This window comes from Streptomyces harbinensis, from assembly GCF_900116145.1.
Lineage (GTDB): Bacteria > Actinomycetota > Actinomycetes > Streptomycetales > Streptomycetaceae > Streptomyces > Streptomyces carpaticus.
Map to the genome: position 1 here is coordinate 830,688 of NZ_FPAB01000001.1, position 19,987 is coordinate 850,674.

Genomic DNA, 19,987 nt, shown 5'->3' on the forward strand with positions numbered 1-19,987 from the left:
CTCACACTTTGAGGTTGAGCAGGGTGGTGTAGACCTGCCAGACCGCCAGCACCAGGGGCACCACGGACACCAGGACGACCGTCTCCAGCAGGTCCAGGCCGCGCAACAGCCGGGGGTTGACCCGGATCCGTCCCGCGGCCACCGCGACGCCGCCCGCCGCCAGCGCGGTGACCAGGGCCACCGGCAGGGCGATGCCCAGCAGGGCCAGGGTGCTGCCGGCCTGGCCGAGGACGAGGGCGGCGGCGCCGCCCAGGAGGGTCAGCAGGGCGGTGACCAGGGAGACGGCCGCCTGGCGGGTCTCCTTGAACAGCCGGGACCGCAGCATCATCAGCACGACCAGCACCGCGCCGAGGACGGTCGGGTACACCCCGCCGGAGGCGAACAGCACCAGCGCGCCGGCCCCGGCCACCAGATGGCTGCCGAGCAGCATGCCGAGCAGCAGCCGGCGGGCCTGTTCGATCCGGGCGCGCAGCCGGGCGTGCTCCAGCTGGCTGGGCAGCGCTTCCAGGTCCTCGGCCGAGGCGGCCACGTACGGGGCGGGGATGCGGGCGAACCGCAGGGCCAGGGTCGGCCACACGGTGGTCAGCGCCAGGGCCAGTGGCGCGGCGACGGCGGCTCCCCGGGCGGGCTCCGCGTCCCACAGGACGGCGGCGAGCGGGGCGACGGCGCCCAGCGGGCCCGCGGTGACCAGGGCGGTGAAGGTGCTTTCGCCGCCGCCGACCAGCAGCGGCCCCACCGCGCCGATGACCGCGAGCGTGGCGCAGGCCAGCAGCACATGGCCGGCGCCCAGGCCGCCGAGGCCCGGCTCGGTGCCCAGCAGCCGGACGGCGCCGAGCACGGCGAGCGGGGCGGCCAGCGCGCCGGCGAAGGTGCCGGCCTCCCGGTCGGCGAACGCCCGGGACATCAGCACGCCGACGGCCAGCGCGAACAGCGCCGTGGCCAGCCCGAGCCAGCCCGGCAGCCGGCCGGGGGCGACGACCAGCGCGCCGCACCCGGCGACGGCGGCGACGACGGCCAGCCCCGCGGCGGTGCGGCGGGTGGCGGCCGGCGGCCACGGGCCGCGTACCCCGTGGTCGCCGATGACCTCCACCACGTCGTCGTACAGCGGCGGGGTGGTGTCGTCGTGGCCGTGCCCGAGGAACAGCAGATCGCCCTCGCGGACGCCCTGCGCGGTGAGCGAGTCGGCGGCGTCCAGGGCGCTGCCGTCGTCCCGGCGCAGGATCCAGCCGCCGTGCCGCACCCCGCCGTCGGCTTCCGGCTCCCCGCCGGCGTGCCGCAGCAGGGTGGGCAGCAGCCGGGCGAGCGGGACGGCGGCGGGGACCGCCAGGTCGGCGCGGCCGGCCGGTCCTGCCAGGCCGATGCGGACGAACTCGGTGGTACGGGCGGCGGGTGCCGGTGCCTGCGGGGGCGGCGCGGTCGCCGGGCGCGGGGTGGTGGGGGCGCTCATGGCTGCTTCCCGGGGGTGGTGTCGTCGGTGGCCGGGGCGAGGGGTGAGGGGGTGTGGATCAGCTGGACGGGGGTGTTGCCGAGCCGGCGGTGCAGCAGCAGGCCGCGGCCCTTCTTGCGCTGGGCGGGCCGCACGCCCCAGATGGGCATCTCGTCCTTGGGGACGCTCATCAGCACGGCGGGGAAGTTGAGTTCCTTCATGCGGCCGAGGACCGGGTCGCCGACGGCGCGGGAGGCGCCGCCCGCCTGCCGGGTGATGTACAGGTGGAGCCCCATCTGCCGGGCCTGGGGCAGGTAGTCGGCCAGGGAGCGCAGCGGGTTGCCCCGGGAGGTGGCGACCAGGTCGTAGTCGTCGACGAGGACGTAGATCTCGGCGCCCTTCCACCAGGAGCGGTCGCGCAGCTGCTCGGGGGTGACGTCGGCGTTGGGGATCCGCTTCTTGAGCCCTTCGGCGACGCCGCCCATGACCTCCATGGAGCGTTCGTGGGTGGTGGAGTAGCCGAGCAGGTGCGGGCCGTCGAACTCCCGCAGCAGCGACATCCGGTGGTCCAGGATGATCAGCCGGGCCTCGTCGGGGGTACGGGTGTCCACGATCTGCCGGGCGATGGCGCGCAGCAGCGAGGTCTTGCCCGACTCGGTGTCGCCCACCGCGATCAGTCCGGGGTCCTCGCCGGGGGTGAAGACCACCGGCTCCAGGCGGTTGCCCTCCAGCGCCACGGTGACTCCGGGGCGGTCGGGGGCGGGTGCCTCGGCCAGGGTGAAGGAGGTGGGGAGCAGCCGGACGCGGCGGGCGCGTGCGCCCTCCCACGCGCTGTCGATCCGGCGGATGAGGTCGGCGACGCCGTCGGATATGCCGTCGTCGGAGTGGACGCCGTCGACGCGCGGTACGGCGGTGAGGAAGTGCAGCTTGTCGGCGGTGATGCCGCGCCCGGGGCGGCCGGCGGGGATGCCGCGCTGCGCCTTGCGGTCGACCTCGGAGTCCAGGGCGTCGCCGAGCTTCAGCTCGACCTTGGTGCCGATCAGGTCGCGCAGGCCCATGCGCATGTCCAGCCAGCGGTTGCCGGTGATGACGAGGTGGATGCCGTAGGTGAGCATCCGGGCGGCGGAGGCCATCAGCGCGGCTTCCAGTTCGGGGTAGCTCTGCCGCAGCACCTGCCATCCGTCGACGACCAGGAAGACGTCGCCGAACGGATCGTCGGTGACGGTGCCCTCGGCGCGGGCCCGCCGGTAGTCGGCCATGGACTCCATGCCCAGGTCGCGGAACCGGCTCTCGCGGCTCTCCATGACCTCCAGCACCTCGGCGACGGTGCGGTTCACGGTCTCCGAGTCCAGCCGGGAGGCCACGCCGCCGGTGTGCGGCAGCTTGCCGAACGGGAACAGGGTGCCGCTGAAGTCGAGGCAGTAGAACTGCGCTTCGGCGGGCGTGTGGCGCAGGGCGAGCGAGGCGATGAGGTTGCGGACGGCGGTGGACTTGCCGCTGTGCGGGCCGCCGACGATCGCGACGTGGCCGCCCGCCCCGGCCAGGTTCAGCTCCAGGGGGTCGCGGCGCTGGTGGAAGGGCCGGTCCACGATGCCGATGAGCGCGGTGAGTTCGGGGCGCCGGGGCGAGCTGCCGAAGCCGCGCCCGGGCCGTACCGCGAGATCGCCGTGCAGGGCGTCCAGCGGTTCCGGTTGGTCCAGCGGCGGCATCCACACCTGGTGGGCGCGCGGGCCCTGGCCGGTCATCTGCTCGACCATGACGCCGAGCACGGTGCTGCCCAGTTCCTCGCTCTCCGCGAACTCGTCGGCCTCCCGCTCCGGTTCCGGTTCGGCCGGCCGCTCGTCGGCGGGGACCGGTACGTAGCCGGCGGGGAACACCCGTACGCCGGTGGTGCCGCCGAGAGCGGGGCCGCCGCCCTGCTCCTCGCTGCGGTAGGGGCCGGAGACGTAGGCGGCGCGGAAGCGCTTGAGGGTGGTGGTGTCGGTCTTGAGATAGCCGTGGCCGGGGGCGCTGGGCAGGTGGTTGGCGTCGGGCACGCCGATGGCGGTGCGGCTCTCGGACTCGGAGAAGGTGCGCAGCCCGACGCGGTAGGACAGATGGGCCTCCAGACCGCGCAGCCTCCCCTCCTCCAGCCGCTGGGAGGCCAGCAGCAGATGCAGGCCCAGGGAGCGGCCGAGCCGCCCGATCTGGACGAACAGCTCGGCGAAGTCGGGCTTCTGCGCCAGCAGTTCGGAGAACTCGTCGACCACCACGAACAGGCTGGGCAGCGGCGGCAGATCGGCGCCGCGCTGCCGGGCGCGCTCGTAGTCGCGCACGGAGACGAGGTTGCCCGCGTCCCGCAGCACCTCCTGGCGGCGGTTCATCTCGCCGGAGAGCGCCTCCTTCATGCGGTCGACGAGGCTGAGGTCGTCCTCCAGGTTGGTGATGACGGCGGCGACGTGCGGCAGTTCGGCCATACCGGCGAAGGTGGCGCCGCCCTTGAAGTCGACCAGGACGAGGTTGAGCTGTTCGGAGGAGTGGGTGGCGGCCATGCCGAGAACGACGGTGCGCAGCAGCTCCGACTTGCCGGAGCCGGTGGCGCCGACGAGCAGCCCGTGCGGGCCCATGCCGTTCTGCGCCGACTCCTTGATGTCCAGGCTGAGCAGCCCGCCGTCGGCCGAGACGCCGATGGGCACCTGGAGCCGGTCGCGCATCGGGCGCGGACGCCACAGGGTGTCCAGGTCCAGCCGCCCGGGGTCGGGGATGTTCAGCAGGGCGGGCAGGGTGTTGACGGCGGTGTCCAGGTCCTGGCTGTCGGCGACCTGGGGGGCGGTGTCCATCCGGTAGGGCGCGATCGAGCGGGCGAGCGCCTCGGTCTCGGGAAGGGACAGCCCGTCCGTGACGCCCAGCACGTCCCGGGTCTCCCCCGCGAGCACCGCCAGTTCGTCGCCGTCGATGTCCAGCCGTACGCCGTGCGCGTCGGCCAGGGCCAGGGCCCGGCCGTCCAGGTCGAGGACCGTGACGCCCTGCATGCCGTGCGGGTCCAGCAGGGCTTCACCGCCGGTGACGAGGCCGCCGTCGAGGACCACCAGCAGGTGCGGCACGTCCGGATCGGGTTCGGCCGCGCGCTGGAAGCGGGTCCTGCGGGTCAGTTCGGCCCCGAGCCAGTCCTCCAGCACGGCCAGGCTGGGATGGATCATCCGGACGGGGCCCACGTGGTCGTACTCCTCGGGGTGGTGGGTGTGCGGGAGCCACTTGGCCCAGCCCCACTCCTCCCCCTCGATGTCGCGGGTGCACACCAGGACCCGCAGGTCCTTCGGCGAGTGGAACGTCACGGCCTGGGCGATCACCGCGCGCAGCAGGGCGCGGGCGCGGTGGCCGTCGTCGGTGTCGGTGAGGGACACGGCGGCGAACCGGCGCAGGGCCAGCTGCACCGGCAGGTCGGGCACCACCGAGTGGGTGTCGACAAAGCGCTTGAGCGCCACGGAGGAGAGCGGGTCCAGATCCTCGACCGGCGCGGACTCCCCCGGCACCAGCGGGGTCGCCAGATAGCGGGGGCCGGTGCCGACCCGCACCACGCCGAAGTCGGCGTCGGCGCTGCGGCGTTCCCACAGCCGGCGGCCCGCGGCGACCCCCCACAGCGCGGCCGGGGCCGGCGCGTCCCACTCCAGCGCCTCACGCTGAGCGCGCGCCGTACGGCGCACGTCGGCGCGGGTGCGCTCCAGATACCGCAGGTACTCACGCCGCTCGTTGCGGGCCTGGCTCTTCCCGGCACCGCGCTGCCGCACGACGGAGCCGATGACCATGGCGAGACAGGAGACCAGGAACATCGTGCCCACGACGTACCCGATGGCACCGCGCCCCATGGTGAGCATGTACAGCACGGAACCCAGCCCGCTGAGCGCGGGCAGCGCGGTCATCCAGACATTGGCGTCCTCGGGCTTGGGCAACTCGGGCGGCGCCTGGAGCACCAGCTCGTTCTGGGGAACGCCGGGCCGCTCCTGCCGGGCCGGCCTGCGCATGACGACCAGCGGACCGGGAGTGCGCGTGTCCTCCATCACCGGTTCCAGTCCTGGTTGGCGGCCCGGCTGTAGGCCGGGGTGTACGAGGTGTCGTTGGTGTTGCCGTAGACGATGGAGTTGACCAGTTCCTTGTCCGGGTCGCTGTAAGCGCTGGCTTCGACCGAGTTCAGGTGGTTGAGGAACTTGCCGCTCCCGATCTCCATGCGGGTGTCGTCGAGCTGAATGGTGGCGCCCAGGTCCGTGACCTCACTGCTGTTGTACACGTCGTTGGCGAGCGCCCGCAGGTCGCTCGTCTCGCTGATCTCGGAGTAGGGGCGGAGATTTCCGTCGCCGTCGAGGAGCTGCTGCGCCCGCTCGGAACTTGTGTTCGCCTGGCCGGCCTCGACCAAGGCTTCCAGAGCGATGTGATTCAGCTCCAGTCTCGCCGTGTCGAGCACGTCGGTCATCGCGTCGTTGCGTATCTGGGCAACGGCCCCCGCATCGGGTGCGGAGAGGTCAAGGGCCTCCTCCACCTTCCCCTGGACCTGCTTCTGGACGTTGGACCACGCAGCGTTCAAGGCGGACTCCACAGGGCCCTGGGCCACCGTCTTGATCGCAGATCCGACGGGGTTGCCGCTGAGAGCGGTATCGAACACCAGGCTCGTCAGCATCTTCTGCCGCTCCTGGGCGAGCACCTGCGCCTGGTACTCGTTCTCGGTGAAGTTGAGCGCGCCGCGCACCTCGGCGTGTCCGAGGTTGCCGTACAGGTTCGCAGCGAACTGTTCGGCGGCCCCGAAGCCGTCCCCTTCTTCCAGAGCGGCGGCGAAACGGTCGGAGGCGTGTTCCCGGGCCGCGATGTGCAGGGTGGCGAAGTCGGTGTCGAGCATGTAGCTCTCCCAGTCCTCCTCCCCTCCCGGCAGACCCATGCCGACGAAGTCGAGGAAATTCATCCCGCCCTCGCCGAGACCCGGCAGCAGGAAGCCGCTCTGGTACAGCCCGTCCGGGCCGAGGCCCGCGTCATAGGGGCCCTCCCCGGGGGCGGTCATGTCGTTGGCGAAGGCATCGATGTACTGGGCGGCCACGGAGGTGAGGGCGTTGCTCATATCGCTGCCCTTGGGGATCAGCGACCGCCAGGTCTCGGGCGATTCACCGATGGTGAGCAGCGCGCTCTGGGCGATCCGGGCGGCGCGTTCGGCGCGGATCGGGTCGTCCTGAGCCCGTTCGGCGGCGTTCTCCAGGACGCTGACGGCGCCGTCGTCCAGGCCGCGCCACTCCATGCCCATCATCGTTTCGAGGTTGTTCTCGTTGAGGAGGAACAGCTGGCTGCCGTCGACATTGCGCGAGACCACCTCCAGCATGCCGTTGGCGCCGGTGTCGATCTCGCGAAGGCTCTCGGTGATGAACTCGAGATCGGTGAGTTCGAGGGGGATCTGGCCGTTGGGATCCGTCGCCTCCAGACCGCTCAGGTCGATCACCGTGTTGATGCCCTGCTGCACCCGCAGCGCCGACTCCCCCAGCTGCTGGGTGAACTCCATCCCGGCTTCCACACTGCTGTGTTCCAGGAGCTTGGAGAAGCCCTGGTACTCCGCCAGTCCGGAGAGGACGAACTCGCCGGTCTCCGGGTCGTAGCCGATGACCGACTGGAACCCGGGGGCGTTCTCGGTGCCGACCTCCAGCTCCATGACCAGGTGGCGCACGGACTCCGGGGCACCCGGGCTCATCGCCGACGGGAAACCACCGGCCTCGATGTTGTACATCGTCATGATGCCGTTGGCCACGATCTCCTGTGCCCCCGCCATGACCTGGCGTTCGTCACTGCCCAGGGCGGCGATGCCGTCGACCCCCAGCGCGTCGTAGTACGCCGAGAGGAAGGCACGCTGCTCCTTCGTCAGCGTGCCGACGCGTTCGCCGTTCTCGTCGTAGACCTGTTCCATGATGGAGTTGACACCGGAGGTGTACCGTTCCAGTTCCTCGGGCGTCGGGTCTCCCGCCATCACTTCGAGAAGCTTCTGGGCCTCGTGCTCGGCACGGGTCTCCGTGTACCAGAATTCGACCGGGCTGTCCCGGACGTCGTACCCGTACTCCCCGAGCTCGCCCTCCTTGAGGTGCAGCAATCCGTAGTAGTCGTCGAGCCGCTCGGTGATTCCTGTGTGCACCTCGGATGCGATATCGGCCACGGCGTCCAGGTGCGCTGTTCTGATGTGGGACTTGACGTTACCCGTGGGAAAGCTCTCGTATCTGCCCGAGAAAGTCTCTCCGTACACCGTGTAACTGATGTCCTCTTCCTTGTCGACGCCCGACTTCGACGAGAGCCACGTCTGGAACGCGCCGAAGTCCGAGTTGGCGTCCGACTCGGATTCCTCCCGCTGCCAGTCCAGCCCCGTGGCACCGGTGATGGCCTCCTCGTTCGTCTCCAGGACGGTCTCCGCCTCGTCGGCGATCTGATCGAGGATGCGGGCGACGGCCTCCAGGCTCTCCGCCCCCAAGTCCTCATATGTGCTGGTCAGGTGCTCGGCCGCTTCGGCGTAGAGAGCGCCGCCGCCGTCGGTGCCGGCCTCCTCCTCGACACTGGAGGCGTACGCCGCGACGCCGCCCGCCTCGTCGGCCTCGCCGGCGCCGGTCTTGAACACGCCCGACAGGGCCATCATGGACTCCAGGTCGGTGTCCGAGGCGAAGTCGCTCTGGAGTTCCCAGGGATCGCATCCCGCGGCCTCGATCACGTCGTCCTTGGTGATGCTGATGTCGCCCATGCCTGAAGAAGCCCCCGGTGCGCGGTGGTGTGCCTGGTGTTCGGTGCTGCGGTCGGTCAGATGCTGTCGGCGATGCCGCGGCTGTAGTCGGTGTTGGCGGCCGTGATCAGGTAGGAGTCGGCGAGCGCCTCCGTCTCGTCGCCCATGTCCGCGGCGCCCAGCGCGCCTTCCCCGATGGCGTCCCGGCCGTCGCCGGCCCGCTGGGCGAGCTGGGAGCGGTCGGCCGCCGCGCCGGTGAGCGCGGTGCTGAAGCCCGCCGCCCCGTCCCCGCCGAACTGCGAGGCGGTGGCGCCGACGTTGCCGATGCGGCGCGAGACGGCCCCGGCGGAGTCCGCCGCGTCGTGGTGGTGCCGCGCGCTCTCCCGGAACTGCTCCGGGAGGTACTGCAGACTGTCCTCGCCGTTCATGCCTGCTTCTCCTGTTCTCCGAGGACACCGCCGAGGGCGTCCCGCCGGGAGGACCACACCGAGGGGTCCTCGGTCAGCCGGGTGGGCCGGCCCTCGCCGCTCTTGCGCTCCGGGCGGTTGCCCGAGGACTTCGCGGCCCCCGCGCCGGGCGGCGCCTGCGGCGCCAGCCGGCCGGCGGTGTCCGCCGCGCGGGAACCGCGCCAGGTGGCGGCCGGCTCCCGCAGAGCGGTGCCCGCGCCCCGGCCGGCGGTGGCGCGCTGTCCCGGCCGGCCCGCCGAGCCGGGCGCCGGGGGCGCGGGGCGGGCCGCGCCCAGCCGGTCGGCGGCGCGGCCCGCCGTGGCCACCGCCGGGTGCGGCCGTACCGTCGCGGCCGGCGGGACGATCCGCCCGGCGGCCGGGGTACCGGCCTGTTTCCCCATCCGGGTGGCCGCCGCCGCGCCCCGCTGCGCCGCCGCTCCGGGCGGCGGGCTGTACGGGCGGCCCCCCATCGCCGCTTCCCGGGCGGCGAAACCGCTGGCCACCGAGGCCCGGTGACTCAGATTGCGCAGCGCCTGCTGCATCATCGGGCCGCGCGCCGGCCCCGTGTGCCCGACACTGGGCGGCATGGTGCCGCCATAGAGCCCCGCCAGCCCGGCGGCGGCAGCGCCGCCCCCGACCGCCGCGAGCCCGCTGCCGGTGACGATCGCGCCCGGCCCGGAGCCCAGCCCGGAGAGCCGGGCGGCGTACTCGGTGACCTCGCCGAACGGCCGGCCCGTGACCGGATCGATCCAGCGGCCCGTCACCGGGTCGAACTCCCTGCCGGTCGCCGGATCGACGAGGAACCCGGTGCCGGGGCTCTGCACCCAGCCCGCGAAATCCCCCCGGTCGGGGCCCAGCACCCGGGCGTCCGGATAGGTGCCCGGACCGACCTGGCCGCCGTTGGCCGTCGCGACCATCGCGGGGCCCTGGCCCGAACCGGCGGCGACCGGCCCCCCCGAGCCGGCCGCCCCGTTCCCACCCGCGGCGCCGGCGGAGATCCCCCCGCCGCCGGCGCCGCCCCCGGAGCCTCCTCCGGGCGCCGTGACCTCGCCCCCGGTCACCTTGGAGAAGTCCGCCCCGAGGTCGCTCAACACGCGTGCGGCCTCGGTGATCAGCCGGCGCTTCTCCTCCAGCTGCCGTTCGTAGAAGGCGTTCGCGGCCATCCCCACATCCGCGCCGGGCGGATCACCGTTGGTCTCCTCGTACTCGAAGAGCAGCACCAGCGCCTCTTCGGTCGCCCGGGCCGACGCGTCGCCGGCGGACTGGAGCTGCCCCGCGACCCGCCCCGCGAGCACCGCGATCTCCTGGGCGGTGGCCGCGCTGTTCTCCATCCGCTCGGCCAGCTCGATCAGGCCCACGCCCGGCTCGGCGGCGGTCTCCGCCGCCGCCCCGCTGAGCCAGTCGTCCGAGGAGGCGGACAGCGAGGCCATCGCCAGCCACGCCCCGGCCGCGCCGTAGATCTGCAGGTGCTCGGCGCTGAAGATCGTGACCAGCAGTTCTCTGAATTCACCGTCGGTCGACATGAGAAACCGTCAGTTTCCTTCCCATGGATGCACGGTCACCGTCGTCGGATCCTCGCCCTCCAGCATCCGCTCGGTGTAGCCGAGGGATGTCACGGCCGCTTCGCCGGTGAGGAGGAAGGTGTGCGCCGCCTCGTCCGTCTCGTCGGCGATGTCGGCCACCCCCGAGGCGCTGGCGCTGATGTCCTCGACCGTCACCTCGTTGGCGATCCACGCGTCCATGACGCAGGCCGCGGCGGACGCCAGCGCGCTCTCGGCCGCCGCCCCCTCCGGCACGGAACCGAACAGCCCCTGGGCCGAGGCGATCCGGACCAGCGCGTCCCGGGCCGACTCCCCCTCGCCGCCCCCTCCGGTGGTCTCGGCCGCCCGGCGCGCCGCCGGGGCGTTGAGGATCTCCTCGCCGTCAGACACGTCGTCTCCCCGTCACCTTCCGCTTCCGCTCCCCGCCCGGACCGCGCTCAGCGACCCGAGGCACGCTGGCGCATCAGCGCGCCACCCTCGATACCGGCCTGCTGCACATTGCGCACGGCCTGGTTCTGCGAGGTGACGCCCTGGTCGTACGAGTCGGACTGCCGCCGGAACTCGCGGTCCCGCTCGTCGATCACCTCGCCGAGGGAGGCGTCGACGAGACCCTGGTCGATCAGTCCGCGCAGCTGGGCGCGGACCTCCTCCCAGATCTCCTGGTACTTCTGCTGCTGTCCCGCGGTCGAGGACTGGATGGTGTCGAGGTCCGCGGACCGGAACGTCACAACTCCGTCAAACATGGTGGTCTCTCTTCCTGTCCGAGTGGATCGCGCTGAGGTGCGTGGCCGGCGACGCGCTCAGCCGAAGACGGTGTTGTTCGCGATGGCCGGGTCGCTGTGCACCCGGGAGAGGATCGACGCGGCCTCGGCGTCGGTCTCGCGGCCCTGGGCGGAGGTGAGGCCCAGGTCCCGGGACAGCCCTTCGAGCGCCTCGGCGAGGGCCTGGCCGTTGCGCCCCAGGTTCTCGTAGGTCTCGACGCCCTGTGCGGTGCCGCCGCCCTGGTACCCGACGGTCAGCGCCTCGCCCTGCCCGCCGATGCCCCGCGCGACGTCCTGCATGTCCCGGAACGCCTGGTCGATGATCGCCTCGACCCGCTCGACCTCTTCCGGTGAAAGCTTGACTTCGTCGCTCATGAGATCTCCCTCTCCGCACTGTTCGCGTGTGCGACGCACTGGAAGTGCGCAACGCCCTGATGCATCGTGGCACCGCGCCCTGCTCCACCGTAGGGAGAGCGCGTAGCAGCGGCGTATCAGATCGGTGGGAGGGGCCGATCGGGGTGGATTCGCACCCCTTGACGGGTCAGCCGATCGCGTACCGCTCCTCGACCCGTACCCGCAGATGAAGGTTCTCGCGGCTGTTCAGGTCGTCGAGCACGGCTTTCGCCCGCGATTCCTCGGCCCGCGCGGCCTCTTCGCGTCCGAGCCCGCGCAAAGCGGCTGCCAGCCAGGTGCGTTGCTGGGCGGCCACGAACGGGTCGAAGGGCTGCTCGGCCGAATGCCGCAGCGCCCGGTTCGCCCAGCGCGCCGCTTCCTCGAACTCCCGGGTCTCCAGGTGGTACTCGGCCAGCAGTCCCGCCGCCATCGTGCGCTCGTACGGCACCGTGACGGCCTCGTAGTTGGAGGTGAACAGCCGGTACGCCTGGTCGTGCTCGCCCAGATAGAGGTGGCAGCGGCCGAGATTGTTGACGATCTGGGCGCGGGAGTCCGTGTTCCCCAGCTCCTCCGCCTCGGCCAGCGCACGGTGCCCCACGTCCACCGCCTCCGCCAGCCGGCCCGAGGAACCGAGGGTCGGCACCATGTTCATCATGGTGCCCAGCGCCTCCTCACGGTCCCCCAGCGCCCGGAACAGCCTCGTCGCCCGCTCCAGCAACTCCATCCCGCGCGGGGCCTCGCCCTGCTGGCCGGCCGCCTTGCCCAGTTGCCCGTACGCCACGGCCTGGGCGAACACATCGCCCTGCCGCTCGCCCACCGCCAGCGCCAGTTCGCACAGCCGCCGCTGCGCCCGCCAGCTCAGCCGCAGCCCGAGGTAGGTCTCCAGCGCCCGGACGCTCTCCAGCGCGAAGCACGACAGCGGGCGCCCGGCCAGTTCCTCACCGCTGTCGAACTCCGGCTCCGCCAGTTGGGCGGCCAGCGCCAGCACGTCCTCCAGAACCTCGTCCGTCCACGGCAGCGACTCGTCCACGGAGCGGAACGAGCGGCCCTTCGCGAACCGCGCCGCCCCCTGCGCGTACCGGGTGGCGAAGTGCCGCGCCAGCGCCAGCGGGGCGTTCGAGCGGTGCAGCGACCCCACGCACCAGCGGGCCAGCCCGGCCAGTGCCTCCCGCGACCGTTGTGGCGGCAGCCGGTCCGCCTGCCAGACCGCCGCCGACCGCACGAGATCGTGCAGTACGTACACCCCCGGCCGCGGCGAGGTGGCGATCTGGGCGTCGGCCAGCCGCTCCAGCGCCTCCCGTGCCCGGGGCACCGGGCAGCCGGCCAGCTCCGCCACCGCCTCCGGGCTGTAGGAGAGAACCGCGGCCGTGCCCAGCAGCGGGAAGACCCGGGCCGCCGGTACGTCCCCCAGCTGCTCGATACTTACCGTCAGACTGGTCCGCAGGTCGAGGTCGTCCACGGACAGTTCGTCCATCCGCAGCCGCTCGTCGCGCAGCACCGCCGTCCAGTCCGCGACGCTCCACCGCGGCCTGGCCGCCATCCGGGTGGCGATGATGCGCAGCGCCAGCGGGAGATGTCCGCACAGCTCGACCAGCTTCTCCCACTGCGCGGGGGTACCGCGCTCGGCGGACCCCTCGGCGATGGCCTGGACGAAGGCGATGGCATCGGCCGTGGACAGCGTGGACAGATGCAGATGGTGCCCGCCGTGCACCCCCGTCAGCGCGGCGCGGCTGGTGACCAGCGCCGCGCAGCCCGGCTCGGCCGGCAGCAGCTCGGAGATCTGCGCCGAGTCCAGCGCGTTGTCCAGCAGCACCAGCATCCGGCGGCCGGTGAACCACTCCTGGTAGTACGCCGCCGCCGCGACCGGGTCGGCCGGGATCTCCTTGACCGCGGCACCCAGCGAGGCCAGCAGGCGCTGGCGTGCCTCGGCCGGCGACAGCGGCGCGTTGCGCGGGTCGGCGCCGCGCAGGTCCACGTAGAGCAGCCCGTCGGGGAAGCGGTCGGCCACCTCCCGGGCGGCGCGGACCGCCAGCGCGGACTTGCCGACCCCGCCGGGGCCGTCGATGAGACAGACCGCCGGTGCCGCCACCGCGTCGCTCAGCCGGGCACGGATCCGGCCCAGTTCGACGGCGCGCGCGACGAAGGTGGCGATGGCCGGCGGGAACGCCGCCCGTCCGCGTGCCGGGAGGGGGGCGGGCGCCGGCGCCGCCGCCGCGGCGTCAGCCGCCCGGACGGGCTCGGCCACGGACGCCGGCCGCGCGGCCGGCACGTCCCCGCGCAGGATCAGCGTCTCCAGCTCGCGCAGTTCGCCGCCCGGCTCGATGCCCAGCTCCTCGACCAGCCGCTGCCGGGCCTCGCGGTACACCGACAGGGCCTCGGCCGTGCGCCCGGTCCGGTACAGGGCCAGCATCAACTGCCGCACCAGCCGCTCCCGCAGCGGATGCGCGCGGGCCATCGTGGCGATCTCGTCCACGACCGGCCCGTGCTCGCCGAGGCCGAGCTTCAGCTCGAAGCGCTCCTCCACGGCGGTCAGATACAGCTCCGTCAGCCGGGGCCGCTCCACGGTGCGCAGCGGACAGTCCGGCAGATCGGACAGCGGCGTGCCACGCCACAGCCGTACCGCCCCGTCCAGCAGCGCCGCGGCGCCGGCCGGCTCGTGCCCGGCCAGCTCGCGCGACCGGCCCAGGGCGGCGCGCAGCCGGCCCTGATCGGTCTCCTCCTCCCGGACCTGAAGCTGGTATCCGCCCGGGACGGTGCGCAGCGGCTCCCCGGGGAGGAGCTTGCGCAGCCGCATGACGTAATTGCGCAGGGTGGTGCGGGCTGTGAGGGGCACATGGGCGCCCCACAGCTGCTCGGCCAGCTCGTCCACCGGCACCACCTGTCCGGGGTGCAGGGCGAGCGCGGCCAGCGTGGCCCGCAGCATGGGAGCGCTCACGCCGATCTCGCGCCCGCCATCGGTCCGCACCTCCAGCGGTCCGAGCAGCCGGATGTCCATGAATCCCCCAACCGGTCACCCCGCCGCGTGGTCAGCGCGGCGGAAGCTGGTGCTGTCCCGCGCCATTCTCCCGCACCTCACCGACGACGGCGCCGGGCCGTCAGCACACCCGGTCCCCGGGCCCGTTGACGGCAGGCGCGCGAGCTCAGTCCCCTTCCGGCGCGTCGGTCCCTCCTGCGGCGCGGCGGTATTCGGCGTTGATGCGCTGGGCTTCTTCGAGCTGGTCCTCAAGGATGACGATGCGGCAGGCGGCCTCGATGGGGGTGCCCTGGTCGACGAGTTCCCGGGCCCGGGCCGCGATGCGCAGTTGGTACCGGGAGTAGCGGCGGTGGCCGCCCTCCGAACGGAGCGGGGTGATCAGCCTGGCCTCGCCGAGGGCGCGGAGGAACTGGGGGGTGGTGCCGAGCATCGCGGCGGCCCGCCCCATGGTGTAGGCCGGGTAATCGTCGTCGTCGAGACGGCCGAAGGTGTCGTCCGCTGTCATCTTGCCTCTCTGGGGAACGCTTTCAGGGCCCTGGTGCCGTACGGCACCAGGGCCCTGAAGGAACTGCTACACCATGTGCCGGTCTCGTCGTGCGCCGGCTCATGTCTTCCGCCGGCCCACCCGGTCACGGATGGGGAACGCGGGATCGGGACGCGTGACCGGAGACCACCTGCCTGTCGATGTCCTGCGGAACCCGGGCTCCATCCGCCGCCCGGGCGATCCCGATGGCGCTGATCCTCCATTCTTCCTTCCGGACCCATCACTTACCAAACGGGTACTGCGTGCTGCCGGCGCCGAGGGCGCCGGCAGCGCTACCACTCGCGGCGACCCCTGATCACTGCGGGCCACCCGGTGCGGCCGTCAGCCCCGTCGCCATCCAGCAACCCGGCTCCGGAACTCCACCGCCGCACCGTCCTGCGTACTGCCTGTACTGCTGGGTACTGCTGCCCGGCAGTTCATCCCTGCCGGGCCTTCTTGGATCTCCACTACAAGAAAAACTTTAATCGCGCCAGAACCGAATGTCTACTCCGGCGAGGATAGATTTTCGCTTGGCCGGAGGTGAGATAGTCGTGAGCCGCCGACCGCGGGCCGCAAACGCGCCGACCCCCGCCGCCAGGGGCGACAGGGGTCGGGGTGGCCTTGCGGCCGGTTGCTGCGGGAACCTCGGATCCGGCGGGACGTTATCCGTGCCTAAGCGGCCGCTGACATGCGGGCGGCCGCGCGCCGGGCCGGCGCGGAAGAGCGGCGCCTGCCCCGGGAGGACGAACCGGACCTGGGTCCCGCCGCGGCCGGGGCCGCGACCACGACCGGGATACCGGAGGGGGCCTGGGCCCCGGTGATCCGGCTCAGAGCCTCACCACCCGGGCGGACCTGCGTGGTGTGCGGCCGGATCCTCGCGTCCGCCATGAGCCGGACCATCGCCCGCCGCTGGTTCGGGGTGACCAGGGTGACGACGCTGCCGGACTCGCCGGCGCGGGCGGTCCGGCCACCGCGGTGGAGGTAGTCCTTGTGGTCGGTCGGCGGATCGACGTTGACCACCAGGTCGAGTTGGTCGACGTGGATGCCGCGCGCCGCGACGTTCGTCGCCACCAGCACACCGACCTCCCCGGTCTTGAACTGGGCGAGCGTCCGGGTCCGCTGCGACTGCGACTTGCCGCCGTGCAGCGCGGCCGCCCGGACACCGCTCCTGAGCAGGTCCCGGACCAGCCGGTCCACACCGTGCTTGGTGTCCAGGAACATGATCACGCGGCCGTCCCGGGCGGCGATCTCGACCGTGGCAGCACGCTTGTCGGTGTCCTGGAGGTGCAGGACGTGATGCTCCATGGTCGTGACCGCGCCGGCCGACGGGTCGACCGAGTGCACGACGGGGTCCGTCAGATAGCGGCGCACGAGCAGATCGACGTTGCGGTCCAGGGTGGCGGAGAACAGCATCCGCTGCCCCTCGGGGCGCACCTGGTCGAGCAGCGCGGTGACCTGCGGCATGAAGCCCATGTCGGCCATCTGGTCGGCCTCGTCCAGCACCGTGATCTCCACCTGGTCCAGCCGGCAGTCGCCCCGGGCCATGAGGTCCTTGAGGCGCCCCGGGGTCGCGACCACGACCTCCGCCCCGCCGCGCAGCGCACCGGCCTGCTTGCCGATGGACAGCCCGCCGACCACCGTGGCGAGCCGCAGCCCGACGGACCGGGCGTACGGCGTGAGCGCGGCCGTCACCTGCTGCGCCAGCTCACGCGTCGGCACGAGCACCAGCCCTCGTGGCCGGCGGGCTTCGGCACGCCGCCCCGCGGTGCGGGCCAGCAGCGCGAGGCCGAAAGCGAGGGTCTTGCCGGAGCCGGTGCGCCCGCGCCCCAGGACGTCGCGGCCGGCCAGGGAGTTCGGCAGCGTCGCGCTCTGAATCGGGAAGGGTGCCGTCATCCCCTGCCGGCCCAGTTCGGCCAGGAGAGGGCCTGGCATGCCGAGATCCGCGAATGCCTCGGCCGCGGGGAGCGCCGGGGTGATCGTCTCGGGAAGGGCGAACTCACCCTTGAGCGCCGTACCCCGACGGCCGTGACCGGCCGGCCGGGCGGGCTCACCGGAGCGGCGCGCCGCCGGAGAACCGGCACGGCTGCCGCCCTTGCCGGTGCCCGGTCCGGCCCTGCGGGGACGGCCGGAGTGATCGTTCGAACGGGTGCGGTTCATACGGAACCTTCCTCGATGCGGCACATGCCAAGGAATTCCGCAGCGATTCGCAGCCTGGAGAATTACAAGTATGAACCGGTGGCAGAATAAGGCCGCTCCGGGGCCGGCACGGCTGCACGCGGCAACGGATGCGGAATTTTTTTTCTGGCGCACGGGGACGGGTATCGGACGTCCCACTCGCAGCATGACTTTTCAGAATGCGCCAGAATACTGAAAGGCCGGAGCGGAGTGCTCCCGGTCACCGGACGGATGAGGGCCGATACACAAAAAGCGCGGAGCTGGGCCCGCATCCCGGAGGAGACGGGCCCAGCTGCCGCGTGCGCTTCTGTGTCAGGCCGGAACGATGTTCTCGGCGGTCGGGCCCTTCTGGCCCTGCGCGATGTCGAAGGTCACCTTCTGGCCTTCGAGCAGCTCACGGAAGCCCTGGGTGGCGATGTTCGAGTAGTGGGCGAACACATCGGCGCCGCCACCGTCCTGCTCGATGAAACCGAAACCCTTTTCGGCGTTGAACCACTTCACGATGCCAGTAGCCATGTCATATCTCCTCGGGGCAGTATCCCGACGCCAGCAAGCACGCGGGCGTCGCATTGCCGCAATGATCAGCCCGCCCGGAAATGACCGGAAATACAAAGGCGCTCCCGCCGGGCACAGGCGGACGGGGGCACTTGAAATTTCGGGAACCACAACTGCAACTGATAAGGACCGTAGCACACCGGAACGGCGCGTGCGCGGCGAACAATTACTGTTTCCCCGTTGCCGCACAAACCCTACCGGCGCGTCCACTCACATTCTTATCTCTCGGGTGCAGATATGAGGACACTCCGGAGGCAACATCGCGGGGCCCGGCCCCTCGGTGGGCACGGACAGCACCGCGTCGAAGCCGGCAGGCGCGGGCCGGAGCGGGCGTCATGCCCGGTCGACGTGCACGTACACCCGGTCGAAGCGCGAGGAGGCCAGGTCCTGGCGGCGGATCATCCAGCTGACGACGGCGGCGTCCAGCCCGCCGGCCCGCTCATCGCACCGCCAGGTGGCCAGCAGGGCCCAGTCGCCGCCGTCCGGCGCCTCGTCGCCGACGAGGCGCAGCGGGTCGTCGTTGATGACGACGGGGTGGGCGCCGAGCGCGAACGTCCAGGTCGGCCAGGAGCCGCCCACGTGCGTCCAGGCGCTCTCCAGTTCCTCGGCGAGTTCGTACTCCTCGTCGTCCGGGTCCTCCCACCTGGCCTCCGCGAAGCTCTCCGGCATCGGAGGGGACAGGTGGTGCCACATCGTGCGCATGTCCTGCGGCTCGAACGGCCCGCGCCCGGCCGTCACGCGCCGCACCGCCGCCGGTGTCCCGGCGGGGACATGGCGGACCGCGTCACTCATCGGGCCCCGCAGGCCCAACTCCGGGTCGGCGAAGAACAACAGGTGGCCCGCCGCCGGCAGCGGGAGCCCGGTGGCGCCCGGCGGTATCAGCGGGCAGTCGACGCGGGCGATCAGCGGGTGACACGGATCCGGCGCGTTGTCCGGCAGGACCGGATCGCCCCCATCCGCACCGCGAGCGGCCCGTCGCCGCCCTGAGCGACGAACGTGCCCGGCACAGTGGCCCGTATCCACGCCTCGGCCTCCCGCGCCGGCAGACCACGGGAGGCCGCCTCGGCGCGGAAGCGGTCCGCTCTGCCGGTGTTCCCGTCTTCGATCACGGCTCAGCGGGCTTTCTCCACCGGCTCCAGGATCGCCACGCACTCCATGTGGTGCGTCATCGGGAACAGGTCGAACGCCCGCAGGAAGCGCGGGACGTAGCCGGCCGTGCGGAAGTGGGCCAGGTCGCGGGCGAGGGCGGCCGGGTCGCAGGCCACGTAGCCGATGCGGCGGGCGCCGAGGGTGGCCAGGTGTTCCACGGTGCGCTTGCCCGCGCCCGACCGGGGCGGGTCCAGCACGATCAGGTCGGCGCGGGTGATGCCGGTGCGCGGCAGCACCTGCTCGACCCGGCCGTGCTCGATACGGACCCGGGGGGCGTCGGCGAGGTTGTGCCGGGCGTCCTCCACCGCGCGCTTGGAGGACTCGATGCCGACCACGGCGCCGCTCTCGCCGACCCGCTGGGCCAGCGCCCCGGCGAACAGGCCCACGCCGCAGTACAGGTCGAGCGCCGTCTCGCCCTTGCGCGGGGTGAGGCCGCGCATGAGCGCGTCCACCAGCAGGTCGGGGGCCTGCGGGTGCACCTGCCAGAAGCCGCCCTCGCCGACCCGCCAGGTGCGGCCGTCCGCGCGTTCGCGCACGAAGGTCCGGCCGTGCACCGGGTGCACGGTGCGCTGCCCGGGGCCGCCGCCCTTGCCGCGGCGTTCCTGGGCGCGCAGGACGGAGACCGGCCGGTCCAGCTCGACGAGCGGGAGCCGTCCGCCGGGGCGCGGGGTGAGGACCACCATCCGGTCGTTCGAGCCGGTGGCCGCGATGGCGTCCACCGAGGCGATCTGCGGCCAGCGGCGGGCCTCGACGCCCAGTTCGGAGACTCCCTCGGCGGCGATCAGGCAGTGGTCGATCGGCTCCACGTCGTGCGAGCGGCTGCGCCGCAGCCCGGCCCGGCCCTCGGCGTCGACGGCGTACTGCACCCGGGTGCGCCAGGCGGGCACCTCGCCGGGGGCCACCTTGTCGCCGGGCGCGGGCTCGACCGTGCCGTCCCAGCTGACTTCCTCGGGGGTGACCCCGGCCAGCTGGCGCAGCAGCTCGGTGAGCACGGCGGCCTTGAGCTTGCGCTGCGCGCCCGGCTTCACGTGCTGCCAGTCGCAGCCGCCGCAGCGGCCGGGCCCGGAGAACGGGCAGGGCGCCTCGATTCGCTCCTTGGCCGCTTCGAGCACGGTGACGGCGTCGGCGCGCAGGAAGCGCGAGTCGGCGCGGCCCTCGGTGACCTTGGCGACGACCCGCTCGCCGGGGAAGGTGTGGCGGACGAAGAGGACCTGGCCGGCCGGGGTGCGGGCCACGCAGTGCCCGCCGTGGGCGACCGGGCCGATCTCGACCTCGTACTCCTCGCCGACCAGCGACGCCGCCGCGGGGGTTGATTCAGGCATGGTGGCGACGGCT

At 72.6% G+C, this 19,987-nt stretch carries 14 protein-coding genes; all 14 read right to left on the reverse strand.

Features of this window, described 5'->3' with window-relative positions:
• Position 1: 1 nt before the first annotated feature.
• The 14 genes from eccD to BM385_RS03800 all read right to left on the reverse strand — a co-directional run bounded on the left by eccD (position 2) and on the right by BM385_RS03800 (position 19,974).
• Entirely contained in the window at positions 2-1,447 is a 1,446-nt protein-coding gene (gene eccD, locus BM385_RS03735) for a type VII secretion integral membrane protein EccD (protein WP_019435171.1), read from the reverse strand.
• Positions 1,444-5,463: a type VII secretion protein EccCa gene (gene eccCa, locus BM385_RS03740; RefSeq protein WP_093842158.1), complete on the reverse strand. Its 4,020-nt coding sequence runs from the start codon at positions 5,461-5,463 to the stop codon at positions 1,444-1,446. The genes eccD and eccCa overlap by 4 nt, the downstream gene beginning before the upstream one ends.
• Positions 5,463-8,156 carry a TPR repeat domain-containing protein gene (locus BM385_RS03745; protein ID WP_093842159.1) on the reverse strand — a complete coding sequence of 898 codons (2,694 nt, stop codon included), beginning with the start codon at positions 8,154-8,156 and terminating at the stop codon, positions 5,463-5,465. The genes eccCa and BM385_RS03745 overlap by 1 nt, the downstream gene beginning before the upstream one ends.
• A gap of 56 nt (positions 8,157-8,212) precedes the next feature.
• The gene (locus BM385_RS03750) at positions 8,213-8,563 is read right to left on the reverse strand and encodes a hypothetical protein (protein WP_019435168.1); all 351 of its coding nucleotides are present in this window, start codon (positions 8,561-8,563) and stop codon (positions 8,213-8,215) included.
• Entirely contained in the window at positions 8,560-10,104 is a 1,545-nt protein-coding gene (locus BM385_RS03755) for a hypothetical protein (protein ID WP_093842160.1), read from the reverse strand. The genes BM385_RS03750 and BM385_RS03755 overlap by 4 nt, the downstream gene beginning before the upstream one ends.
• A 9-nt stretch (positions 10,105-10,113) precedes the next feature.
• Entirely contained in the window at positions 10,114-10,512 is a 399-nt protein-coding gene (locus tag BM385_RS03760; protein WP_019435167.1) for a hypothetical protein, read from the reverse strand.
• 47 nt (positions 10,513-10,559) lie between these two features.
• Positions 10,560-10,865, reverse strand: coding sequence for a hypothetical protein (locus BM385_RS03765; protein ID WP_139275141.1), 306 nt, complete (start codon positions 10,863-10,865; stop codon positions 10,560-10,562).
• A gap of 57 nt (positions 10,866-10,922) precedes the next feature.
• Positions 10,923-11,258, reverse strand: coding sequence for a WXG100 family type VII secretion target (locus BM385_RS03770; protein ID WP_093842162.1), 336 nt, complete (start codon positions 11,256-11,258; stop codon positions 10,923-10,925).
• Between the two features lie 166 nt (positions 11,259-11,424).
• Entirely contained in the window at positions 11,425-14,271 is a 2,847-nt protein-coding gene (locus BM385_RS03775; protein ID WP_093842163.1) for an AfsR/SARP family transcriptional regulator, read from the reverse strand.
• A 145-nt stretch (positions 14,272-14,416) separates the two neighbouring features.
• Entirely contained in the window at positions 14,417-14,755 is a 339-nt protein-coding gene (locus tag BM385_RS03780) for a MerR family transcriptional regulator (protein ID WP_093842164.1), read from the reverse strand.
• A 690-nt stretch (positions 14,756-15,445) separates the two neighbouring features.
• Positions 15,446-16,930 (reverse strand): DEAD/DEAH box helicase, encoded by a 1,485-nt coding sequence (locus tag BM385_RS03785; RefSeq protein ID WP_093842165.1) that lies wholly within the window; start codon positions 16,928-16,930, stop codon positions 15,446-15,448.
• 330 nt (positions 16,931-17,260) lie between these two features.
• The gene (locus BM385_RS03790) at positions 17,261-17,464 is read right to left on the reverse strand and encodes a cold-shock protein (protein WP_093842166.1); all 204 of its coding nucleotides are present in this window, start codon (positions 17,462-17,464) and stop codon (positions 17,261-17,263) included.
• Between the two features lie 372 nt (positions 17,465-17,836).
• On the reverse strand, positions 17,837-18,655 hold the full coding sequence (locus BM385_RS03795; RefSeq protein ID WP_367889586.1) for a DUF1963 domain-containing protein: 819 nt from the start codon (positions 18,653-18,655) through the stop codon (positions 17,837-17,839).
• A complete protein-coding gene (locus BM385_RS03800) occupies positions 18,616-19,974 on the reverse strand; it encodes a class I SAM-dependent RNA methyltransferase (protein ID WP_019435163.1) in 1,359 nt (452 codons plus the stop codon). The genes BM385_RS03795 and BM385_RS03800 overlap by 40 nt, the downstream gene beginning before the upstream one ends.
• Positions 19,975-19,987 lie beyond the last annotated feature (13 nt).

Excerpts from the sequence above, each read along its gene's own strand:
- BM385_RS03755 (WP_093842160.1), bottom strand. The coding sequence starts at position 10,104 with ATGTCGACCGACGGTGAATTCAGAGAACTGCTGGTCACGATCTTCAGC.
- BM385_RS03750 (WP_019435168.1), bottom strand. The coding sequence starts at position 8,563 with ATGAACGGCGAGGACAGTCTGCAGTACCTCCCGGAGCAGTTCCGGGAG.
- eccCa (WP_093842158.1), bottom strand. The coding sequence starts at position 5,463 with ATGGAGGACACGCGCACTCCCGGTCCGCTGGTCGTCATGCGCAGGCCG.
- BM385_RS03800 (WP_019435163.1), bottom strand. The coding sequence starts at position 19,974 with ATGCCTGAATCAACCCCCGCGGCGGCGTCGCTGGTCGGCGAGGAGTAC.
- BM385_RS03775 (WP_093842163.1), bottom strand. The coding sequence starts at position 14,271 with ATGGACATCCGGCTGCTCGGACCGCTGGAGGTGCGGACCGATGGCGGG.
- BM385_RS03765 (WP_139275141.1), bottom strand. The coding sequence starts at position 10,865 with ATGTTTGACGGAGTTGTGACGTTCCGGTCCGCGGACCTCGACACCATC.
- BM385_RS03785 (WP_093842165.1), bottom strand. The coding sequence starts at position 16,930 with ATGAACCGCACCCGTTCGAACGATCACTCCGGCCGTCCCCGCAGGGCC.
- BM385_RS03770 (WP_093842162.1), bottom strand. The coding sequence starts at position 11,258 with ATGAGCGACGAAGTCAAGCTTTCACCGGAAGAGGTCGAGCGGGTCGAG.
- eccD (WP_019435171.1), bottom strand. The coding sequence starts at position 1,447 with ATGAGCGCCCCCACCACCCCGCGCCCGGCGACCGCGCCGCCCCCGCAG.
- BM385_RS03745 (WP_093842159.1), bottom strand. The coding sequence starts at position 8,156 with ATGGGCGACATCAGCATCACCAAGGACGACGTGATCGAGGCCGCGGGA.
- BM385_RS03790 (WP_093842166.1), bottom strand. The coding sequence starts at position 17,464 with ATGGCTACTGGCATCGTGAAGTGGTTCAACGCCGAAAAGGGTTTCGGT.
- BM385_RS03780 (WP_093842164.1), bottom strand. The coding sequence starts at position 14,755 with ATGACAGCGGACGACACCTTCGGCCGTCTCGACGACGACGATTACCCG.